General features: G+C 75.0%; 18 protein-coding genes. 11 read left to right on the plus strand and 7 right to left on the minus strand.

All coding sequences use genetic code 11. The features are described from left to right. The first annotated feature begins 91 nt into the window (after window positions 1–91). The gene (locus ACFV2S_RS08930; protein WP_385555594.1) at window positions 92–1,585 is read left to right on the plus strand and encodes an aldehyde dehydrogenase (NADP(+)); all 1,494 of its coding nucleotides are present in this window, start codon (window positions 92–94) and stop codon (window positions 1,583–1,585) included. 6 nt (window positions 1,586–1,591) lie between these two features. On the opposite strand, the gene ACFV2S_RS08935 is transcribed toward ACFV2S_RS08930, so the two are convergent. Beyond that, entirely contained in the window at window positions 1,592–2,599 is a 1,008-nt protein-coding gene (locus ACFV2S_RS08935) for a zinc-dependent alcohol dehydrogenase family protein (RefSeq protein ID WP_385555595.1), read from the minus strand. Window positions 2,600–2,689: 90 nt separating this feature from the next. On the opposite strand from ACFV2S_RS08935, the gene ACFV2S_RS08940 reads away from it, so the two are divergent. After that, the gene (locus ACFV2S_RS08940) at window positions 2,690–3,622 is read left to right on the plus strand and encodes an AraC family transcriptional regulator (protein ID WP_385555597.1); all 933 of its coding nucleotides are present in this window, start codon (window positions 2,690–2,692) and stop codon (window positions 3,620–3,622) included. A gap of 105 nt (window positions 3,623–3,727) precedes the next feature. Here ACFV2S_RS08940 and ACFV2S_RS08945 read toward each other — a convergent pair whose 3' ends face one another. After that, window positions 3,728–5,089 (minus strand): MFS transporter, encoded by a 1,362-nt coding sequence (locus tag ACFV2S_RS08945; RefSeq protein ID WP_385555599.1) that lies wholly within the window; start codon window positions 5,087–5,089, stop codon window positions 3,728–3,730. 70 nt (window positions 5,090–5,159) lie between these two features. Between ACFV2S_RS08945 and ACFV2S_RS08950 the strand changes: the two genes are divergently transcribed. The 4 genes from ACFV2S_RS08950 (at window position 5,160) to ACFV2S_RS08965 (ending at window position 8,670) form a co-directional block, all read left to right on the plus strand. Further along, window positions 5,160–6,137: a GlxA family transcriptional regulator gene (locus ACFV2S_RS08950; protein WP_383799774.1), complete on the plus strand. Its 978-nt coding sequence runs from the start codon at window positions 5,160–5,162 to the stop codon at window positions 6,135–6,137. A gap of 134 nt (window positions 6,138–6,271) precedes the next feature. Continuing rightward, the gene (locus ACFV2S_RS08955) at window positions 6,272–6,748 is read left to right on the plus strand and encodes a GNAT family N-acetyltransferase (RefSeq protein WP_385555601.1); all 477 of its coding nucleotides are present in this window, start codon (window positions 6,272–6,274) and stop codon (window positions 6,746–6,748) included. Between the two features lie 65 nt (window positions 6,749–6,813). Beyond that, window positions 6,814–7,521 carry a DsbA family oxidoreductase gene (locus ACFV2S_RS08960; RefSeq protein ID WP_385555603.1) on the plus strand — a complete coding sequence of 236 codons (708 nt, stop codon included), beginning with the start codon at window positions 6,814–6,816 and terminating at the stop codon, window positions 7,519–7,521. A 90-nt stretch (window positions 7,522–7,611) separates the two neighbouring features. Next, complete coding sequence (locus ACFV2S_RS08965; RefSeq protein ID WP_385555605.1) at window positions 7,612–8,670, plus strand: aminotransferase class V-fold PLP-dependent enzyme; 1,059 nt, start codon at window positions 7,612–7,614, stop codon at window positions 8,668–8,670. 150 nt (window positions 8,671–8,820) lie between these two features. On the opposite strand, the gene ACFV2S_RS08970 is transcribed toward ACFV2S_RS08965, so the two are convergent. Then, window positions 8,821–9,333 carry a MarR family winged helix-turn-helix transcriptional regulator gene (locus ACFV2S_RS08970; RefSeq protein WP_385555607.1) on the minus strand — a complete coding sequence of 171 codons (513 nt, stop codon included), beginning with the start codon at window positions 9,331–9,333 and terminating at the stop codon, window positions 8,821–8,823. Window positions 9,334–9,446: 113 nt separating this feature from the next. Here ACFV2S_RS08970 and ACFV2S_RS08975 point away from each other — a divergent pair, with 113 nt between their 5' ends. Continuing rightward, window positions 9,447–10,517, plus strand: coding sequence for an alkene reductase (locus ACFV2S_RS08975; protein WP_385555609.1), 1,071 nt, complete (start codon window positions 9,447–9,449; stop codon window positions 10,515–10,517). A 103-nt stretch (window positions 10,518–10,620) separates the two neighbouring features. On the opposite strand, the gene ACFV2S_RS08980 is transcribed toward ACFV2S_RS08975, so the two are convergent. Beyond that, complete coding sequence (locus ACFV2S_RS08980) at window positions 10,621–11,715, minus strand: pyridoxal-phosphate-dependent aminotransferase family protein (protein ID WP_385555746.1); 1,095 nt, start codon at window positions 11,713–11,715, stop codon at window positions 10,621–10,623. Window positions 11,716–11,986: 271 nt separating this feature from the next. On the opposite strand from ACFV2S_RS08980, the gene ACFV2S_RS08985 reads away from it, so the two are divergent. Together ACFV2S_RS08985 and ACFV2S_RS08990 are read left to right on the plus strand one after the other, a co-directional pair. Next, on the plus strand, window positions 11,987–13,054 hold the full coding sequence (locus tag ACFV2S_RS08985; protein ID WP_385555611.1) for a hypothetical protein: 1,068 nt from the start codon (window positions 11,987–11,989) through the stop codon (window positions 13,052–13,054). 43 nt (window positions 13,055–13,097) lie between these two features. Continuing rightward, on the plus strand, window positions 13,098–14,183 hold the full coding sequence (locus ACFV2S_RS08990) for an amidohydrolase family protein (protein WP_385555613.1): 1,086 nt from the start codon (window positions 13,098–13,100) through the stop codon (window positions 14,181–14,183). Window positions 14,184–14,200: 17 nt separating this feature from the next. Here ACFV2S_RS08990 and ACFV2S_RS08995 read toward each other — a convergent pair whose 3' ends face one another. Next, the gene (locus ACFV2S_RS08995) at window positions 14,201–14,761 is read right to left on the minus strand and encodes a GNAT family N-acetyltransferase (RefSeq protein WP_383800405.1); all 561 of its coding nucleotides are present in this window, start codon (window positions 14,759–14,761) and stop codon (window positions 14,201–14,203) included. After that, window positions 14,758–16,839, minus strand: coding sequence for a penicillin acylase family protein (locus ACFV2S_RS09000; RefSeq protein WP_385555615.1), 2,082 nt, complete (start codon window positions 16,837–16,839; stop codon window positions 14,758–14,760). The genes ACFV2S_RS08995 and ACFV2S_RS09000 overlap by 4 nt, the downstream gene beginning before the upstream one ends. Before the next feature lie 106 nt (window positions 16,840–16,945). Between ACFV2S_RS09000 and ACFV2S_RS09005 the strand changes: the two genes are divergently transcribed. Both ACFV2S_RS09005 and ACFV2S_RS09010 read left to right on the plus strand, forming a co-directional pair. Next, the gene (locus tag ACFV2S_RS09005) at window positions 16,946–17,665 is read left to right on the plus strand and encodes a siderophore-interacting protein (RefSeq protein ID WP_385555617.1); all 720 of its coding nucleotides are present in this window, start codon (window positions 16,946–16,948) and stop codon (window positions 17,663–17,665) included. 288 nt (window positions 17,666–17,953) lie between these two features. Further along, a complete protein-coding gene (locus tag ACFV2S_RS09010; RefSeq protein WP_385555619.1) occupies window positions 17,954–18,940 on the plus strand; it encodes an SCO1860 family LAETG-anchored protein in 987 nt (328 codons plus the stop codon). 140 nt (window positions 18,941–19,080) lie between these two features. On the opposite strand, the gene cobC is transcribed toward ACFV2S_RS09010, so the two are convergent. Beyond that, the gene (gene cobC / locus ACFV2S_RS09015) at window positions 19,081–20,655 is read right to left on the minus strand and encodes an Rv2231c family pyridoxal phosphate-dependent protein CobC (protein WP_385555621.1); all 1,575 of its coding nucleotides are present in this window, start codon (window positions 20,653–20,655) and stop codon (window positions 19,081–19,083) included. Between the last annotated feature and the right edge of the window lie 4 nt (window positions 20,656–20,659).

The raw sequence follows: 20,659 nt of genomic DNA on the forward strand, positions 1-20,659 counted from the left end.
CTTGTGGAGACGGCCGGGCCGTCCCTAGAGTCCCGTCCAGATGCGTTCACCTACGGGAACTGCGTTCAGAATAGCGAACAGGGGCGTGGCGATGGCGGCAGAACCAGTGTGGAGTGTGGACCCCCGGACGGGGAAGCCGCGCGAGCAGGTTGCGGTGGAGGCCACAGCCGAGGAGGTGGACCGCGCCGTCCGGTCCGCGCACGCCGCCCGCGAGGCCCTCGCCGACCGCGCGGCGCGGGCCGCCTTCCTCCGTACCGCCGCCGACCTCCTCGACGCCTCCGGCGGTCACGTCGTCGAGGCGGCCGACGCCGAGACGGCCCTCGGCCCCGTCCGCCTCACCGGAGAACTCGCCCGCACCACCGCCCAGTTGCGGGCCTTCGCCGAGGTCGTCGAGGACGGCTCCTTCCTCGACGTCCGGATCGACCTCCCCGACCCCGCGGCCACCCCGCCCCGGCCCGACCTGCGCCGCTGGAAGATCCCGCTCGGCGTCGTCGCCGTCTACGCCGCGAGCAACTTCCCGCTGGCCTTCTCCGTCCCCGGCGGCGACACCGCGAGCGCCCTCGCGGCCGGCTGCCCCGTGGTCGTCAAGGCCCACCCCGACCACCCGGCCACCTCCGAGCTCTGTGCCTCCCTGCTGCGCCGTGCCGCCGTCAAGGCCGGGCTCCCCGAGGACGTCGTCGTCCTCGTCCACGGCTTCGACGCGGGCGTCGGGCTCGTCCGCCACCCGCTCGTCGCGGCGGCGGGCTTCACCGGCTCCATCCGCGGCGGCCGGGCCCTCTTCGACGCGGCCGCCGCCCGCCCCGCCCCCATCCCCTTCCACGGCGAACTCGGCTCCCTCAACCCGGTCGTGGTCACCGAGGCCGCCGCCGCGGAGCGCGCCGGGGAGATCGGTGCCGGGCTCGCCGGCTCCCTGACCCTGGGCGCCGGTCAGTTCTGCACCAAGCCCGGCTTCGTCCTCGCCCCCCGCGGCGAGGACGGCGACCGCTTCCTCGCCGCGCTCACGGCCGCCGTCAGCGAGACCGAACCGGCCGTCATGCTCGACCGCCGCATGCGGGACGCCTTCGTCGCCGGGGTCGCCGAGCGCGCCGCGCTCGCGGGCGTCGACACCCCGGTCACCCCCGGCGCGGGCGGCGCCCACACCGTCAGCGCCGGCGTCCTCGCCGTCGACGCCGCCGCGCTCCACGGCGAAGGCCACCGCCTCCTCCTGGAGGAGTGCTTCGGACCGGTCACCGTCGTCGCCCGCTACTCCACCCGCGAGGAGGTGACCGCCGTCCTCGGCCTGCTGCCCGGCAACCTCACCGCGACCCTGCACATCGGCGAGGAGGACGAAGCGGCGGCCTCCCTGCTCGCCGCCCTCACCCCGCTGGCCGGCCGCGTCCTCGTCAACGGCTGGCCCACCGGCGTCGCCGTCGCGCCCGCCCAGCACCACGGCGGCCCCTACCCGGCCACCACCTCCACCTCCACCTCGGTCGGCGCGACCGCGATCGAGCGCTGGCTGCGCCCGGTCACGTACCAGTCGACCCCCGGCCACCTCCTGCCGCCGGAACTCCGCGACGGCAACCCGCTGGGAGTCCCCAGGCGCTGACCCCCGTCACCGGCCCACCCGCACCACGATCTTCCCGAGGTGCGTGTTCGACTCCATCAGCCGGTGGGCGTCGGCGATCCGCTCCAGACCGTCGAAGGTCTCGGCGATCACCGGCGCCAGGGAGCCGTCCCGCAGCCCCGAGCCGATGAACCCGGCCGCGCGCCGCCGCCCCTCCTCGGTCCTGGCCAGCGCCCCGTTCGCGTACCCGTGGGTGGTCAGCGGCCAGTTCCGCGACAGCTCGACCGGCCGCGGATCCAGCCAGCCGTACAGCACGGCCGTGCCGCCGGGCCGCAGCGCGTCCCCGAGCCGGGCGAACCCGGGCCCGCCGATCGCGTCGAAGGCCAGGTCCGCACCCCTCCCGCCGGTGATCCGCCGCACCTCCGCGACCAGATCCTCGGTGTCCGTGACGACCACGTGCGCGGCCCCCACGCCGAGGAGCCCCTTCCGCTTCCCCTCGCCCCGGGTGGTGGCGATCGGGACCGCGCCGACCCGCAGCGCGATCTGGATCGCGGCGGTGCCCACCGAACTGGACGCCCCCGTGATCACCACGTGCTCGCCCGCGCCGAGACCGCCGGTCAGCACCATCCCGCCGTAGGCGGTGAAGTAGCTCAGCCAGACCGCCGCCGCCGTCACCGCGTCCACGCCCTCCGGCCGGGCCACCACGTACTCCTCGGGGAGCACCACCCGCTCCGCGTGGACGCCGTACCGCCCGAAGTCGAAGTTGGCCGCCGCCATCACCGGGTCGCCCGGGGCGTACGCGGTGACCCCGGCGCCCACCGCCTCGACCACGCCCGCCGCCTCGTAGCCGAGCCGCGAACCCGGCAGCGTCGCCGGGTAGTAGTAGGTGCCCTCGCGGAACAGCGCCTCGGCGCGGTTCAGTCCGATCGCCTCCACCCGGACGAGCACCTCCCCGGGGCCGGGTGCCGGCAAGGGCACCTCCTCGACCCTCAGCACCTCGGGGCCGCCGAGCTCGTGGAACAGAACCGCCTTCGTCGTCATGCCTGTTGTCGTCATGACCTCGACGCTAGAAGCGGCCGGGCGGACGATCCATGTCTCCCCGGCTTCCCACCATGTCCGATCGTCTCGGGCGCTACCGTTCCGGCCATGGACGTACTGAGCGATGCCATCGCCGCCATGCGCACCGGGCGCCCCCACTCCTCCCGCACCGTCCGCTTCGCCCCCTGGGGCTTCCGCTTCCCCCCGAGCAAGGGCGCCGGATTCCACGTCGTCCTCCAGGGCACCGCCTGGCTGCTGCCCCCGGACGACGGCGCCCCCGTCCGCCTCGGCCCCGGGGACGTCGTCCTCCTCGCCCACGGCACCGGCCACGGGCTCGCCGACCGGCCCGGCACCCCGCTCGTGGACGCGCTGCCCGCCCCCGACGGCTCCTGGCCCACCCGCCCCGACCGGGGCCCCGTCGGTGCCGAGGAGACCCTGCTGCTCTGCGGGGCGTACCAGCTCAGCCGGGCCCGCGCGCACCCCCTGCTCACCGACCTGCCGCCGTACGTGCACCTCCCCGCGCGGGTCGGGTCCCACCCCCGGCTGCGCGCCGCCGTCGACCTGCTGGGCGCCGAACTCGCCGAGCCCCAGCCGGGATCCGACGCCATCGTCCCGGCCCTCCTCGACACCCTGCTGCTGTACCTGCTGCGCACCTGGTGGCTCACCGAGTGCGCCGACCGCTCCACCGGCTGGTCCGCCGCCCTGAGCGACCCGGCGGTCGCGGGCGCCCTGCGCGCTCTGCACGGCGACCCGGCCAGGCCGTGGACGGTCGAGGAGCTCGGCGCGCTCGGAGGCCTCTCCCGCGCCGCCTTCGCCCGCCGCTTCACCGCCCTCGTCGGACGCCCGCCGCTCGCGTACCTCACCTGGTGGCGCATGACCACGGCGGGCCGCCTCCTGCGCGCCGACGACCTCCCGCTCCGGGCCGTCGCCGAACGCTCCGGCTACTCCTCGGAGTTCGCCTTCGCCAAGGCCTTCAAGCGGGAGTACGGGGTGGCGCCGGGCCGCTACCGCAAGGGCGCGCAGGGCGTTAGCGCGACGTGAGCGGAACGCCAGGGGCGGCGGGAAGACTGGGCCCCGCACCGCCAGGCCGTCCCTTTCCCCCGAAGGGCGGCCCGGCGGTGTCCCCCCGGCACCGCACCCCGGCGGTCAACCGTTCCGGCGGCGCGGCAGCCGCAGCGAGGCCAGGGTCGTCACCGTCAGCAGGGCGGCGCTGATCAGGAGGCTCGTGCGCATCGCCGTCGCCATGTCCCGGGCCGCGAGCGAGCCGAACACCGCGATCGCGAGGGCGCCCGCCGTCTGCCGGATCGCGTTCAGGAGGCCCGCAGCCGTGCCCGCCCGTTCCGCCGGAACGGCCTCCATCATCGCCGCGATCAGCGGCGGCAGGGAGAACCCGGCGCCGAGCGCGAGCGGGACGAGGAGCAGCGCCTGCGCCGCCCGCGAGGAACCCGCGTCCACGGTCAGCAGGCCGAGCAGTCCGGCCACCGCGACCGCCTGGCCCAGGACGATCGGCAGCCGCGCCCCGTACCGCGCCGCCACCCGCGCGGACAGGACGTTCACGCCGGCGAGCAGTCCCGTCATCGGCAGGAACATCAGCCCCGCGCCGAGCGCCGAAAGCCCCAGCACCTGCTGGAAGAAGAGGCCGAACACGAAGACCATGCCGTAGAAGGCCACGCTGTTCGCCGAACCGGCCGCCACCGCCACCGCCACCGTCGGGTTCCTGAACAGTCCGAGCGGCACCATCGGATGCCGCCGCCGCGCCTCGATCAGCAGGAACGCGGCGAAGGCCACCACCGCGATCCCCAGCGCCCACCAGGCCTCCGTGCCGCCCTCGATCGCCGCGAAGGTCAGCGCCCCGAGCGCCGTCATCGCCGTCAGCTGCCCCGGCAGGTCCAGCGGGGCCGGCCTCCGCTCCGAGCGGGCCACCCGGGACAGCAGGACGAGCGCGAGGATCCCGAGGGGCAGGTTGATGAAGAAGATCCCGCGCCAGCTCCAGGCCGTGGTCAGGGCCCCGCCCGCGACCGGGCCGAGCGCCACCGCGACCGTGCCGCCCGCCGCCCACAGCGACACCGCCCGCGCCCGCCGCACCGGATCGCCGTACGCCTCCCGCACGAGCGCCAGCGAGGCCGGCAGCATCACGGCCGCCGCCGCGCCCTGCACGGTCCGGGCCGCCAGGAGCCCCGCGAGGCCCGGGGCCAGACCGCAGGCGGCCGAGGCGAGGGTGAAGACGACCACCCCCGCCCCGTACGCCCGGCTCGCCCCGACCCGGTCGGCGAGGGCCCCGCTGGAGAGCAGCAGCGCGGCGAAGGACAGCGCGTACGAGTCGACCACCCACTGCAGGCCCGTCATGCCGGCCCGCAGGTCGGCGCCGATCGCGGGCAGGGCGACGTTGACGACCGAGGTGTCGAGGGTGATGAGGGCGAAGCCGAGCATGGCGGCGGCGAGCGCGGGGCCGGGGGAGGGCGCGCCGAGGCGCACAACGGGTCCCTGGACGTGGAGTGTTGAGGACATGCGCCCAGCTTCGTGACCTGCGGGGCCGTACAGTAGTGGCTGGAATGCCATACGACCGGAGGTTCTGGCCATGTCCGTCGATTCCCGGGTCCGGCGCGTCGCCGTGATCGCCGCCCCGCCCGTCTCGATGTTCAACCTGGCCATCCCGGAGATGCTCTTCGGCAAGGTCGAGATCGACGGCCGGCCCGGGTACGAGACGGTCATCTGCGCCCCCGACCCCGGGCCCGTCACCACCTCCGGCGGCCTCGACCTGGTGATCCCGCACGGACTGGAGGCCGTCGCCGGGGCCGACACCGTGATCCTCGCGGGCAGCGGCGCCTACGAGGCGCCCGACCCGCGCGTCCTCGACGTCCTGCGGGCCTCCGCCGACGGAGGGAAACGGATCGCGTCCATCTGCACCGGCGCGTTCGCGCTCGCCGAGGCGGGACTGCTCGACGGCAGGTCGGCGACCACGTACTGGGCGTACCGACCGCTGCTCGCGGCCCGGCACCCGGCCGTCGACCTCCAGGACGACGTCCTCTTCGTCCAGGACGGCCCCGTCCTCACCTCCTCCGGATACGCGGCGGGCATCGACCTCTGTCTGCACGTCATCCGCACCGACCACGGCGCCGCCGTCGCCAACGCCGTCGCCCGGCTGGCGCTCGTCGCACCCGTCCGGCCCGGCGGCCAGACCCAGTTCACCCAGACCCCGCTGCCTCCCGAGCGAGGGGTCTCCTTCGCCGACACGCGCGCGTGGGCGATGGAACACCTCGACGAGCCCCTCGGCCTCACCGACCTCGCCCGGCACGCCGGTGTCTCGGTCCGCACCCTCTCGCGCCGCTTCCACGCGGAGACCGGTGTCAGCCCGCTCCAGTGGCTGCTCCACCAGCGCGTCGAGCGGGCGAAGGAGCTCCTGGAGACCACCTCCCTCGCCATGGACCAGGTGGCGCGCGCGAGCGGCCTCGGCACCGCCGACTCGCTCCGCCAGCACCTCCTGCGCCGCACCGGCCTGACCCCGAGCGCCTACCGGTCCACCTTCAGCCGCCTGACGGGCGCCGGAGCCGGCTGATCCGGCGGACCGCGGGCGCGGTGCTCCGGAACCGGATCGGTCGTTCCGGCGCGCGGTGCTGCGGAACCGTGGATCGGTCGTTCCGGCGCGCGGTGTTCCGGAACCGGATCGGTCGCTCCGGCGTTCGAACGTCTGTGATCAGACTCGCCACCGCCGCCGACGTCGACGCCCTCGTCGCCCTCCACGCCGAGGCCCGCGCCACCTACTACCGGGGCCACCTCCCGGCCGCCGAGATCCTCGGCCCCGAGGCGGTCGCCGGAGCCCGCGAGCGCTGGGCGGACGCCGTCGGCCGCGGCGCCGTGCTCTGCGCCGAGCGCGACGGCGTGATCGCCGGAGTCGCCGCCCACCGCGTCGACGGTGCCGCCGCCGTCCTCAGCCAGCTCCACGTCGCCCCCGCCCAGTGGCGCCGGGGCGTCGGCGGCGAGCTGCACGCGGCCTGCCTCGCCGCCTGGCGCGCGGCCGGGGTGACCTCGGCCCGCCTGGAGGTCTTCGAGAGGAACGAGCGCGCCCAGGCCTTCTACGCGGCCCACGGCTGGAGGCCGGACCCCGAGACCCCGCGCTCCGGCAGGCACCTGGTGCTCCGGCTCACACCGGGGCCGGAACCGGAATGAACCGGACGGGTGCCCGCGTTCCCGCACACGTACACCCCACCGGCAACCCCTCGGAGAGAAGTCACATGCGCGTCGAGATCTGGAGCGACATCGCCTGCCCCTGGTGCTACATCGGCAAGGCCCGCTTCGAGAAGGGGCTCGCGGCCTTCGCCCACCGCGACGACGTCGAGGTCGTACACCGCTCCTTCGAGCTCGACCCGAACCGCGCCAAGGGCGACACCGGGCCCGTCCTGGAGATGCTCGCGAAGAAGTACGGCCGCACCCTCGACGAGGCCCGCGCCATGGAGGAGCACGTCGCCTCGAACGCGCACTCCGAGGGCCTCGGCTACCGCACCGAGGGCCGCGACCACGGCAACACCTTCGACATCCACCGGCTCCTCCACCTGGCCAGGGAGCGCGGTCGGCAGAGCGAGCTCCTGGACCTCGCCTACCGGGCCAACTTCGCCGAGGAGCGCTCCGTCTTCGACACCGAGACCCTCGTGACGCTCGGCGTGGAGGCCGGTCTCGACGTGACCGAGGTCCGAGCCGTCCTGGCCGACCGGACCGCCTACGCCGACGCCGTGCGCGAGGACGAGCGCGAGGCCGCCGAACTCGGTGCCAACGGCGTGCCGTTCTTCGTCCTCGACCGCCGCTACGGGATCTCCGGCGGCCAGCCCGCCGAGGTCTTCACCCAGGCCCTGGAGCAGGCCTGGCAGGGCCGGGTCCTCCAGCCGGTCGGCACCGACGCGGAGGTCTGCGGTCCGGACGGTGCCTGTGAGGTTCCGCAGGCTTGAGCCTCTGACCTGCGGAGATAAGCGCGTCTTGGGTGTCCCCACGGTCGAATCGCCATTGACGGGTGACCGTGGGGAATCCAGGGTGGGGACATGGAATCCCTTGATCAGCCGCTCGGCGGCGCGGAGTTCGCGCCCAAGAAGACCTACCTGAACACCTCCGCGTGCGGTCTGCTGCCCCGCCGGACCGTGGAGGCCGTCACCCTCCTCGCGGAGGAGACCGCCGACGGCCGTCCCGGCGGTGCCGGGGACTTCGGCATCGTGGACGAGGCCCGCGCCGCCTTCGGCCGGATCGCCGGCGTCTCCCCCGAGCGGGTCGCCGTCGGCAGCTCGGTCGCGGTCCACTGCGGGATGATCGCCCAGTCGCTGCCCGCCGGAGCCGAGGTCCTCTTCCCCGAGGGGGACTTCTCCTCGGTCATCACCCCCTTCACGATCCGCGGCGACCTCAAGGTCCGCTTCGCGCCGCTGGAACGGCTCGCCGAGTCCGTCCGGCCCGGGACCGCGCTCGTCGCCTTCTCCGCCGTGCAGTCGGCGGACGGCCGCACGGCCGACTTCGCGGCGATACGGGAGGCGGCGGCCGCCCACGGCGCGCGCACCCTCCTCGACGCCACCCAGTCGGCGGGCTGGCTGCCGCTGCGCGCGGGGGAGTGGGACTACACGGTCGCCGGCGGCTACAAGTACCTGCTCTGCCCGCGCGGGGCGTCCTTCCTCACCGTCACGGAGGAGGCCCAGGACTCGCTCCTCGCGATCCACGCGGGCTGGGTGACGGGCGAGGAGCTGTGGGTCAACAGCTACGGCCCGGTCCGCGAACTGGCCCGCTCCGCCCGCCGGTTCGACGAGCCGGCGGCCTTCCTCTCGTACCACGGAGCGGCCCGTTCGCTCGCCCTCCTGGAGGAGATCGGCATCGAGCGGATCGAGGCCCACGACAAGGGGCTCGCGGCCCGCTTCCGCTCCGGGCTGCTCGCCCTCGGGCACGCGCCGGTCATGGACGACTCGACGGTCGTCGCCGTGCCCGGCCTGGGCGACCGGGAGGACGCCCTGCGCGAGGCGGGCGTCCTGCTGTCGGCCCGCGCGGGCAACCTGCGGGCGTCCTTCCACCTGTACAACACGGCGGCGGACGTGGACCGCGTCCTGGAGGTCCTGGCGGGCTGAGGCACCGCGGGCACCCGGCGGGCGGGGCCGGGCCGCCACGTCCGACGGCTCGTCCGCGCGACGGGCCGAAGCCCTGCCGGCACCCGCGGGGCGGGCCGCGCCGCCACGCCCGACGGGTGCTGGGCCGTGCGCGGTGACCCGGCCGGGCTTTCAGCAGACGGCGCCGGTCTCGCCCTCCTCGCCCGCCTCCTTCGCCAGGTTCCCGCCCACGAGGCCGAGCAGCCGGGCGAGTTCCGCCCGGTCGGCCGGGGCGAGTCCGGCCAGCGTGCTCTCCTCCAGGTCCTGCCAGGCCCCCTCGACCCCGGCGCGCAGCGCGAGGCCCTCGTCCGTCGCCTCGACCCGGACCGCGCGCCGGTCGGCCGGGTCCGGGCTGCGGCGCACGTAGCCGCACTGCTCCATGCGCTGGAGCATCTTCGTCACCGTGGAGGGGTCCAGGCCCAGTGACTGGATGAGCTCCGACTGGCGGACCGCCCCGCAGTCCCAGAGGCGCATCATCATCAGCTCCTGGCCCGGGTAGAGGCCCAGGTCCCGCAGCCGCCGGCCCATCGCGATCCGGTGGAGCCGCGCGACCCACGCCAGGGTGTGGCTGACGGTCCCGGTGCACGCGTCGGAGGGCTGAGGCCCGGCGGACGGGGCGGTACAGACGGGGTCGGTTCCTGACATGGGGGCTCCTCGGAACGGCTTTCCCACAAGATTACCTTGGTCGGCCAATGAATGGGTTACAGTGACAACGGCCCAATTAGTTGGCCGACCACATATTCTTGTGAGGGACAGCCGTGACCACTGCATTCGACCCCATCGACCTCGCCGGAACCCGCCTCGCGAACCGCATCGCGATGGCCCCCATGACCCGCAGCCGCGCCAACGGCCAGGACGGCACCCCTCCGGCGATCGTCGCCGAGTACTACGCCCAGCGCGCCTCCGCGGGGCTGATCATCAGCGAGGGCGTCCAGCCGGTCCCCGAGGGGCAGGGCTATCCCAACACCCCCGGCCTCCACAGCCGCGAGCAGATCGCCGCCTGGCGCGAGGTCACCACCGCCGTCCACGAGCGCGGCGGCCGGATCTTCGCCCAGCTCATGCACTCCGGCCGGATCGGCCACCCCGACATCCTCGACGGCGACCTCCACCCCGTCGGCCCCTCGCCGGTCGCCGCCGCCGGCCAGGTCTACACCCACGAGGGCCCCAAGGCGTACGTCGCCCCGCGCGAGCTCACCGGCGACCAGGTGCGCGAGGCGATCGCCGGTTTCGCCTCCGCCGCCCGCAACGCCGTCGAGGCCGGCTTCGACGGCGTCGAGATCCACGGCGCCAACGGCTACCTGATCCAGCAGTTCCTCGCCTCCGGCTCCAACCACCGCACCGACGAGTGGGGCGGCTCCGTCGAGAACCGCATCCGCTTCGCCGTCGAGGTCGTCAAGGCCGTCGCCGCCGAGATCGGCCCCGAGCGCACCGGTCTGCGCATCTCCCCGGCCAACACCCTCAACGACATCAGCGAGACCGACACCGAGGAGATCTACACCCGGCTCCTCACCGCCATCGAGCCCGTCGGCATCGCGTACCTCCACGTCCTGGAGACCGGCCCCGAGCGCCGCCCGCTCGTCCTCGACCTGCGCAAGCGGTTCGCCGGCACCTTCATCCTCAACCCGGCCACCGGCGACGCCCCGACCGGAGCCGAGTCCCTCGCCCTGATCGAGGACGGCACCGCCGACCTCGTCGCGTTCGGCAGGCTCTTCATCTCCAACCCCGACCTGCCCGCCCGCCTGCGCGCCGACGGCCCCTACAACACCCCCGACGGCGCCGGCATGTACGCCGGCGGCCCCGAGGGCTACATCGACTACCCCGCGCTCTGAAACCGGGTCGGGCGCACGGGTCCGGAGGGCTCGGCCCCCGTCCGGCCCGGGTGCGCGAAAGGGGCGGGAGGTCCGGACCCCCCGCCCCTTCCCGCACGGACTACTAGGCCTCCGTGACCGCCCGGCGCGCCGCCTCCAGGTCCACCGTCCGGCCCGACTCGCCGAGCGCCGCGCCCAGGGCGGCGAGCGAGGACTGCACGGCCCCCCGGGTCGCGTCCACCCCGTAGTGGTTGACCCGGATCATCTCCTTGGCCAGCGCCCCGCCGCCCGCGATCAGCGGCAGCGACGGATCGGCCGCGAGGGCCTTCGCCACCAGCTCCGAGGCGTCGAGCCCCGCGGGCACGCGCAGCGTCGTCGCCACCGGTGCCGCGTCCCTCGCCTCGCGCACGTACGGCTCCAGACCGCCGCCCAGGGCCACCGCGCCCGCGCGGGTCGCGGCCGCCGCCGAGGCGTGCCGCGCCATCAGCGCGTCCAGGCCCTCGGCCTCGATCCGGTCCACGCAGGCCTCCAGGGCGAGCATCTCCAGCTGCGCCGGAGCGTGCAGGAGCGCCTTCCGGCCGCCGTCGATCCAGCGCTCCTTCCAGTCCAGGAGGGAGAGGTACGAGCGGCGCGGCGCGGCCGGGTTGGCGGCGAACCGCTCCCAGGCCCGCGCGCTCACCGACACCGCGGAGACGCCCGCGGGGCCGCCCATCGCCTTCTGGGCGCCGATGATGCACATGTCCACGCCCCAGGCGTCCGGCAGCACCGGCTCGGCACCGATGGACGCCACCGCGTCCAGGTAGAACAGCGCGCCGTGCGCCCGCACGACCTCGCCGATCTCCGCCACCGGGTTGGTGTTGCCGGTCGCCGCCTCCGCGTGCACGAGGGACACGAAGTCGATCTCCGGGTGCTCGGCGAGCGCCCGCTCGACCTGCTCCGCCGTCACCGCCGTGTGGAAGGGCACCTCCAGGTCGACCACGGTCGCCCCGCAGTCCCGCAGCCAGTTCCCGAAGGTCTGCCCGTACGGGCCGGTGACGACGTTCAGCGCGGTCGAGCCGGCCCGCGCGCCGCTGCGGATGCACCCCTCCAGGGGCAGCAGCGCCTCGCCCTGGGTGATCACCACGTCCTGCTCGGTGGAGAGCAGTGCGGCGACCCGGCGCTCGATCGACGCGAAGTGCGCGGCGGTCAGCGGGGCCAGGTCCAGCAGCGGATGTGTCACGGTCACGGGTGTTCCCTCTTCGCGGTCGGATACGTGTCGCATACATCGGGACGCGACTCGTGCCAGCCTAAGCGGTCCGGCCCTCGCCCGGCGGGTGCGTCCGGCGCGGCGGCACGAGGCCGCCCGGGCGGGAGGCGGCGTGCCGTCACGGTCGTGTGCGGAACCTGTCACAGGCCTCGTACCGCGGGCCCGGGGCGCTTCCCCCGGAGCGCCGGCGGTGGGATGTTGCGGCCCGGAGCGGCGCCGCAGGAGGCCGCCGTGAGGAACCGGGGTGGGCACCATGTTCGACAGCAGAAGAAGGGCCGGGGGCAGAAGCACGGCCGGGATCGGCGGAACCGGCGGGATCGGCGGAACCGGCGGGGGCGGCGAGACCGGCGGGGCCGGAAGCCCGCGCCGGAGCGTCGGCACCCGCCCGCGCCGCGCGGCCGTCGCCGTCGTCGCGGCGCTCGCCGTCGCCGCACCGCTGACCCTCGCCGCCTCGGGGGACGCGGGGGCGACCGGCGCGGCGTGGTCGGCCGCGCCCGGCCCGATCGTCTTCGCCCGCTACGACGCGGCGGCGCCCGTCGAGGACCTGTACGCGATCGGCCCGGCCGGCGGCCCGCCCGTCAAGCTCACGCACACCCCCGCCGTCAGCGAGGTGATGCCCAGCTGGTCCCCGGACGGCACGCGGGTGGCGTTCCTGCGCTACGGCTCCGGCGGGGCGGTCGACGGCATCTGGACGACGAAGAGCACGGGCGGCGACCTGAAGAGCGTGCCCGGTACCAAGGGCGCCTCCGAACCCGCGTGGTCCCCGGACGGCAAGCGGATCGCCTACTCGAAGCCGGTCGGCACCCAGCGCGAGATCTACGTCGCCGACGTCGACGGCAGCCCCACCACCCGCCTCACCCACTCCCCGCAGGACGAGTCCCACCCGACCTGGTCCCCGGACGGCAAGAACCTGGCGTTCAGCCGCGCGGACACGGCCTCCGGGAACAGCAGGCTGATGCGGATCCAGCTCGCCACCCTGACGCAGACGCCGATCACCCTCGCGGGCTCCCACGACTGGACGCCCGACTGGTCGCGCACCGGCCGGATCGTCTTCAGCCGGGTGGACCCCACCGGCTTCGCCCACCTCTACGTCATCCGGCCCGACGGCTCGGGCACGCACCGCATCACCTCGGCCCGCGCCCACGACACGTACCCCTCCTGGTCGCCGGACGGCAGGCGTCTGGTCTTCACCCGGGGCGGCACCGACGACGCGGACCCCGAGCACCTCTTCCTGGTACGGGCGGACGGCACCGCGCTCACCCGGCTCACGAAGACCGACTCGCACGATCTGGAGGCCGACTGGCGTCCGTGAACCGCGCTCCCCGCACGCTCGGCACGGCTCGTAGAGTGCGGGTATGAGCGATCACGTGGTGCTGCATGTGAAGGGGCGGGTGCTCGTCGGCCCGGAGGACGTCCGTGACGAACTGTGGTGCGTCGGCGGGCGGATCACCTTCGAGCGGCCCGCCGCCGAGGCCGTGAGCGTCGAGGGCTGGGTGCTCCCCGGCCTCGTCGACGCCCACTGCCACGTCGGCCTCGACCGGCACGGCCCCGTCGACGAGGCCACCAGTGAGAAGCAGGCCCTCACCGACCGGGACGCCGGCACCCTGCTCATCCGGGACGCGGGCTCACCCTCCGACACCCGCTGGATCGACGCGCGCGAGGACCTGCCGAAGATCATCAGGGCGGGGCGGCACATCGCCCGCACCCGCCGCTACATCCGCAACTACGCCCACGAGATCGAGCCCGCCGACCTCGTGGCGTACGTCGGCCGCGAGGCGCGCCGCGGCGACGGCTGGGTCAAGCTCGTCGGCGACTGGATCGACCGGGAGGCGGGCGACCTCACCGCCTGCTGGCCGCGCGCCGAGGTCGGGGCGGCGATCGCCGAGGCGCACCGGCTCGGCGCCCGCGTCACCGCGCACTGCTTCGCCGAGGACTCGCTCCGGGACCTCGTCGAGGCGGGCATCGACTGCATCGAGCACGCCACCGGACTCACCGAGGACACCATCCCGCTCTTCGCGGAGCGCGGTGTCGCGATCGTCCCGACGCTGGTCAACATCGCGACCTTCCCGCACCTCGCCGACGGCGGCCAGGAGAAGTTCCCCCGCTGGTCGGCCCATATGCGCCGGCTCCACGCACGCCGTTACGACACCGTCCGCGCCGCCTTCGACGCGGGCGTGCCCGTCTTCGTCGGCACCGACGCGGGCGGCTCGCTCGCCCATGGGCTCGTCGCCGAGGAGGTCGAGGAGCTGACCCGGGCGGGCATCCCGGCGATCGACGCGCTCGCGGCCACCGCCTGGGGGGCCAGGGCCTGGCTGGGCCGCCCCTCCCTGGAGGAGGGAGCGCCGGCCGACCTCGTGGTCTACGGCGAGGACCCGCGCGCGGACGTCCGCGTCCTCGCGGCGCCGCGCCGGGTCGTCGTGAACGGCCGGGTCGTGGGCTGAGGGGCCGCCGGGGCCCGTCAGCGGCTCAGGAACGCCAGCCGGGCCCGCTTCTCCGGGATGAAGACCTCCGGCAGGTCGACCTCCGGGAGCACGACCTCCGGACCGAGCACGAATCCGGCCCGCACCATGCGGGCGATCGCCTTCTCGTTGGCCGCGTCGGGCTCGATCACGATCCTGGTGCGGTCCCTCAGCGAGAAGTCGACGAGCGCGGTGAGCAGCCGTCCGGTGAAGCCGGGCTCGGGGGCGAGGCCCGGTGCGACGAACAGGTGCACGCCGATGTCGCCGGGACGCGCCTCGTAGCACTCGCTGACCCGGTCGGCCTCCGGGTCGTACGTCTGGAAGAGGGCGACCGGCTCCCCGTCGCGGCTGACCAGGTAACCGTGGTGCGTGGTCAGCGAGTCGAGGTGGGCGTAGATCTCCCGGACCTGCTCGACGGTGGTCCCGACCATGCCCCAGAAGCGGGCCCGCTCCTCGTTGACCCAGCCGTGCAGCAGCGGGGCGTCGCCGTCGGGGTCGACGGGCCGGACCGTGACGGTTCCGAAGCCCTCGACGGTCTGGACGTGTACGGCGGTGGTCATCCCTGCTCCTTGGTGAGGTTCTGCCAGTCGGTGGTGACGGGGGCGAGCTCGCCCCGCAGCCACAGGGGGAGTTGGTCCTGGTGGTGGGGGTCGCCGGGGACGCCGGAGGCGCCGAACGGCACGATCCAGCGGCTCCGCTCGCGGTCGGAGAGGTCCCAGACGTACCGGGCGGCCGAGGCGCGGGCGCTGCGGTCGGTCCAGCCGGGCACGCTGGACGTGGAGAGCACGCAGTCGTGGTCGCCGCCGAGGCCCGGCCAACGGTCGTCGTCCGGGTCGGGCAGGGCCTGCCAGGGCGCGAGCCGGTGCGTCACGCCCCAGGCGGCCGGCGGCTCGTCGGCGCCGATCTCGTCGAGCGCCTCGCGCACGATCCGGCCGACGTCCCCGGCGGGCACGGGCCCGGCCACGAGCAGCGTCTCCAGGGCGAAGGCGACGCGCGGCCCGAGCGCGAGCCAGGGCCGGAAGAGCTCGGGGTACGGGGCGGGTTCGCGCAGCGGGGCGAAGGCCTCGTGCGCGGCGAGGCGGCGCACGACGGCCCCGCGCACGGCGGCGTAGAGCCCGGCGTCGGCGCTCTGCGCGTCCATCCTCCGGTCCCAGCCGAGCAGTCGCTCCCGGACCCGGGCGCCGCCGGGGGAGAGGGCGGTGTCCGCGCGGCCCACCGCCTCCAGGAGGCGGGCCGCCGAGGGGTTGTCGGTGTCGGAGTGGATCGCGGCGGTCGCCTCCGGGGTCCAGGCCGCCGAGCGGCGGAGCAGCGCGTCGATCCGGGCCGCCCGGTGCGGCGGGGCGAACTCGACGCCCAGGGGCGCGGCCAGACCCCGGGCGTTGGCCATCACGGCGTGGCCGCGCACCTCGGCGCGGGGCAGCGGGGCCGGGGCGTCGGCCCAGGCGTGCGCCGGGTCCCAGGCGGGCACGATCCGCAGCGCGTTGGCCCGGTCCCGTACGGGCACGTGGCCGGCGACCCGGTGCAGCAGGCCGCCCCGGGTGTCGGCGGCCTGGACGACGTTCACCGGCTCGACCCAGCCGTCGAGGGCCGCGTCCACGTCGGCGACGGTCCGGGCGCGCAGCAGCGCGGGCAGTGCCCCGAAGCCGAGCTCGCCGGTGACCCGCGGCGGGTACCGCAGGGCGAGGGCCTCCCAGGGGGAGGAGCTGTCCCCGGGCTCGTCGTCCACGCCGATGATCACCGGACCGCGGGCGGTCTCGATCACCTCGACGACCACCGGCTCCGCGCCCGCGACCTCGACGGTCTCCCGGTGCGCGGCGGCCGGGGCCCAGCCGTCCGGGCCGTACGCCTCGACGGTGCCGTCGGGGAGCCTGCGCAGCCGCTCCCGGTAGAGGTCCTGGTAGTCCGCCATGGCGTTGGTGATCGCCCAGGCCACCGGCCCGGTGTGGCCGAAGTGGGCGAGTCCGGGGACGCCGGGCACGGCCAGGCCGACCACGTCGTACGCGGGGCAGGCGAGCCGGATCTGCTGGTAGACGCCGGGGGCCTCGATGAACCGGTGCGGGTCTCCGGCCACCAGGGCCGCCCCGCTCGCGGTCCGCCCGCCGGCCACGACCCAGCCGTTGGAGCCGGCGGTGCCGGGCCCGTCGGTCGCGAAGAGCTCCGTCCACTCCTCGCCGAGCCGGCGGGCGACCTGCTCCCGCCACAGCTTGGTGGGGAAGCCGGCGAAGAGGATGTGGGTCGAGAGCCAGACGGCGAGCGGGGTCCAGGGTTCCCATCGGCCGGGCGCGAGGCCGGTCTCCGCGAACTCGGGCGCGTGGGCCGCGCCTTCGGCGAGGCCCTCGTTGACCCCGGCCACGTAGGCGTTGACCCAGGCGGCCGTCGCCGGGTCGGTCTCCGCGAGCCGCGCGAAGCAGCGACGGGCGGTGTCGGCGAGCCGGGCGCGCCGGACGAAGACGTCCCAGCCGAGCTCGGCGGCGCCGAGGAAGGCGGCGGTGGTGCCCTGCGCCCGGTGCCGCTCGACCTCCAGCTGCCAGGCGCGGTCGCGGGCGGTGACCCGCCCCTGGGCGAAGGCGAGTTCGTCCGGGTCCGCCGCGCGCAGATGGGGGACGCCCCAGGCGTCCCGGTAGACCTCGATGCTCACGGAGACCCCGATCCCGTCCGATTCCGACCGTACGTATGCCGCCAACCTTGCTTAGGTTAGGCTGGCCTAAATTAATCTACAGGAGTGCAGGGGGGAGGGGTTCCCGGTGGGCCACGGCTGGCAGGGCGCGGTGCTCAGACTGATGCGCGGCAAGGACTTCACGTTCACGGTGACGGGGGCCGAGCAGGTCACCGAGGACTACCGCCGGGTGCGCTTCACGGACGGCGGGCTGCTGGCCGCCGCCGGCGTCCATCCCACGATGTGGGTCCGCGTCTGGTTCGACGACGCCGGCAGACCCCACCAGCGCGCCTACACCCTGGTCGACCCCGACCCGGAGGCCGGCACCTTCAGCCTGGAGTTCGCCCTCCACGACGGGGTCGCCAGCCGCTGGGCCCGCGCCTGCGTCCCCGGCGACACGGTCGACGCCACCCTCCAGGGCACCGGTTTCGAGGCCCCCGACCCGCTCCCCGCGCGGCTGCTCGTGGTCGGCGACCCGGCCTCCCTGCCCGCCGTCAACTCCCTGCTCGACGCGTTCCCGGGCGTCCCGGCCACCCTCTGGTTCGAGACCCGGCACGCCTCGGACGAGGAGCTGCCGGTACGGCTCGACCCCCTCTGCCACGAGCTGCGCCGGATCCCGCGCGAGGACGGCGGCGCCGGGCTCGTCGCCCGGGTGAAGGCCGAGCTCCCCGCGCTCGCCGACCCCCGCTCGTACGTCTGGATCGCCTGCGACACCGCGACCACCCGGGCGCTCGCCGGGTACGCGCGCAAGGAGCTCGCCCTGCCGAAGGAGCGCGTCCACGCCCTCGGGTACTGGCGCGCGAGCTGAGTGCGCCCGGTTGACGATCCGTGACCCGGGAGGCTCGTGGATCGTTCTCACCGTTTCCGCGCAGGCCTCCCCGTACGAAACACGCGGGACAACCGGGAACGGTTGTATAGAGAAAAATCGAAAATGAACACGGAAACCCCCCTTTGGAGTGAAGTCCCGTCAGGTGACTGCCGGTTCACTCTCCGTGCGTAAAGATTCCGGTGTCTCAAGTCGCCGAGGCCGCGCCGACCCACCGTCCCCGTGGTGAGCGGCCGGCGACGCCATGTCTCCTGTGGGGGTTCCACCATCTTGAACAGCAACACCTTCCGCATGCCCGTACGCCGCTCCGCCGCCGCCGCGACCGTCGCCGCCCTGGCCGTCGGCCCCGTGCTCCTCGCGGCCCCGGCGGCGCACGCCTCGGGCGGCGAAGGGCGCGCCACCGCGGCCGTGCTGCGGACCGGCCTCGACGTCTCCCTCCTCGGCAAGGCCGTGAACGTGCCGGTCCGGGTCTCCCTCAACGAGGTCAAGGCGCCCGCGAGCGAGAACGAGACCGCGCTCTCCGTGAAGGTGCAGGGAGCCGAGGGAGGAGAGCCGGTCGACATCCTCAAGGCCGACGTCGCCACCGCGGACGCGACCGTGGACGAGAAGAAGGCCGAGGGGTACGTCAACCTCGTCAAGGCCCGGGTGCACGTCCCCGGCATCCCGCTGCTCTCCCTCGTCGAGGTCGAGAAGGTCACGTCCAAGGCGCTGTGCGAGGTGGGGAAGAAGCCGGTCGCCGAGTCCAACGTCCTCGGCCACATCACCGTGTTCGGCAAGAAGACCACCCTGTCCGCGGCCGGCCGCACCCAGGTCAGCGTGCCGGACGTCGGCGAGGTCACCCTGGACCTCTCCCGCACGTCCACGACCTCCCGCACCGCCGCGGCCACCGCGCTGGAACTCAAGGTGGCGGTCAACCCGCTGAAGCTCGGCGTCGCCGAGGTCAACGGCACGGTGACCCTCGCCGAGGCCACCTGCGAGACGCCCAAGGGCACCAAGCCGACCGAGAAGCCCACCGAGAAGCCCACCGAGCAGCCCACGGAGAAGCCGACCGAGCGGCCCACCCAGCAGCCCTCGGTCAAGCCGAGCGACGCCGGCGGCATCAAGACCGACAACGGCGGCACCACACCCACCGAGAACCTCGCCGAGACCGGCGGCAGCTCCACCACCCCGTACATCGCGATCGGGGCGCTCGCCCTCCTCGTCGCGGGCGGCGGCGCCCTCGCCGTGACCCGCTCGCGCGGCCGCTCCCGCGGCTGACGGCCCGAGGGGGAAGCGCCGGGGGGCGCCGGGAGGGAAGCCAGGGTCCGGGGAGGGCGGCGGTGACGACACCGCCCTCCCCGGACCCTTCCGCGTCCGCCCGGGGCCTGTCCGTCGCATCGGGCCCCGGGCCGGGCGGCTCAGCCGCCGATCAGCAGCGCCTGGTCGAGTGCCTGCAGGAAACGGTTCGTCGTCGCCCGGTCCCGGACCGCGAGCCGCAGCCAGTTCCGGTCGAGCCCGGGAAACGTGTCACCCCGGCGGGCCGCGAAACCGAGCGACCGCAGCCGCTCCCGCACCGCGTCCGCCCCGTCGATCCGCAGCAGCACGAAGGGACCCTCCGCGCCCGCGACCGTCCGCACCTCGTCGAACTCCGCCAGTCCGGCCAGCAGATGGGCCCGCTCCACGCCGATCCGGTGCGCCGCGTGCTCCGCCTCCGCGAGCGCCGCCCGCGCCATGCACGCCTCCGCCGCCACGAGCGCCGGCGTCGACACCGGCCACAGCGGCTGCGCCCCCTCCAGGGCCGCGACCGTCTCCGGCTCCGCGAGGACGTACCCGATCCGCAGCCCGGCGAGCCCCCAGGTCTTGGTGAGGCTCCGCAGCACCACGAGACCCGGCACGTCGGTCCGCCCGGCCAGCGACTCCCGCTCGCCCGGCACCGCGTCCATGAACGCCTCGTCCACGACCAGGATCCGCCCCGGGCGGGCCAGCGCGGCGATCGAGGCGGCCGGATGCAGCACGGAGGTCGGGTTCGTGGGGTTCCCGATCACCACGAGATCCGCGTCCTCCGGCACCGCCGCCGGATCCAGCCGGAAGCCGTCCTCCTCGCGCAGCAGCACCCGGCCCACCGTGTGCCCGGCGTCCCGCAGCGCCGCCTCCGGCTCGGTGAACTGGGGGTGCACCACCACCGGCCGCCGCACCGGCAGCGCCCGCGCGAGCAGCACGAACGCCTCCGCCGCGCCGGCCGTCAGGAGCACCCGGTTCGAGGGCAGGTCGTGTCTCTCGGCGACCGCCGCCCGCGCGGCCCGGCCGTCGGGATAGGCCGCGAGACCCGTCAGCGAGTCGGCGATCCGCTTCCGCAGCCAGTCCGGCGGGGTGTTCGTCCGGACGTTGACCGCCAGATCGATGAGTTTGTCGTCCCTGACCTCGGCGTCACCGTGGTGGCGCAGGTCGTGGGCGTCGGAATGCGTGTGCGTGTCCATGGCCGCCGTCGTGTGGGGGGTGGGGATGGTGGGGGGTGAGCCAGGCTCGCCAGCGATGTACCCGTGAGTTCGGGGCAACAACCGTACGCCTGGAGCCTCTTCGTTCGGACGAACCGGGACGGAAGCAGCGAGAGCGCACGTCACGTGCCGGGATTTCCGCTTCGGTACGAGCAGGACGCCCGGCTCCCCGCCCGCGCCCGCCGCCCGCAGCGCCGCCGCCTCCGCCACGGACGCCGTCCCCGTCGCGGCCAGCGGCAGCGCCGACGGATGCGGTACGGGCACGGCCGCGAGCTCCGCGGCCGTGAAGGCCCGCACCGGCACCCCGAGCGCCGCCGCGGCCGCCACGATCCCCGGCTCCGCCGCCCGCCCGTCCAGCGTGGCCAGCGAGCGGACCCCGGCGGGCGTCAGGCCCGCCTCCCGCAGGACCGCCCCGACGAGCGCGAGGACCTCGTCCACCGGAGCGCCCGACCGGGCGCCGACGCCGAGGTGCGCGGACGCGGCCCCATCCGATAGCAAAGGC

Origin of the sequence: Streptomyces sp. NPDC059695 (assembly GCF_042733785.1) — a bacterium.
Lineage (GTDB): Bacteria > Actinomycetota > Actinomycetes > Streptomycetales > Streptomycetaceae > Streptomyces.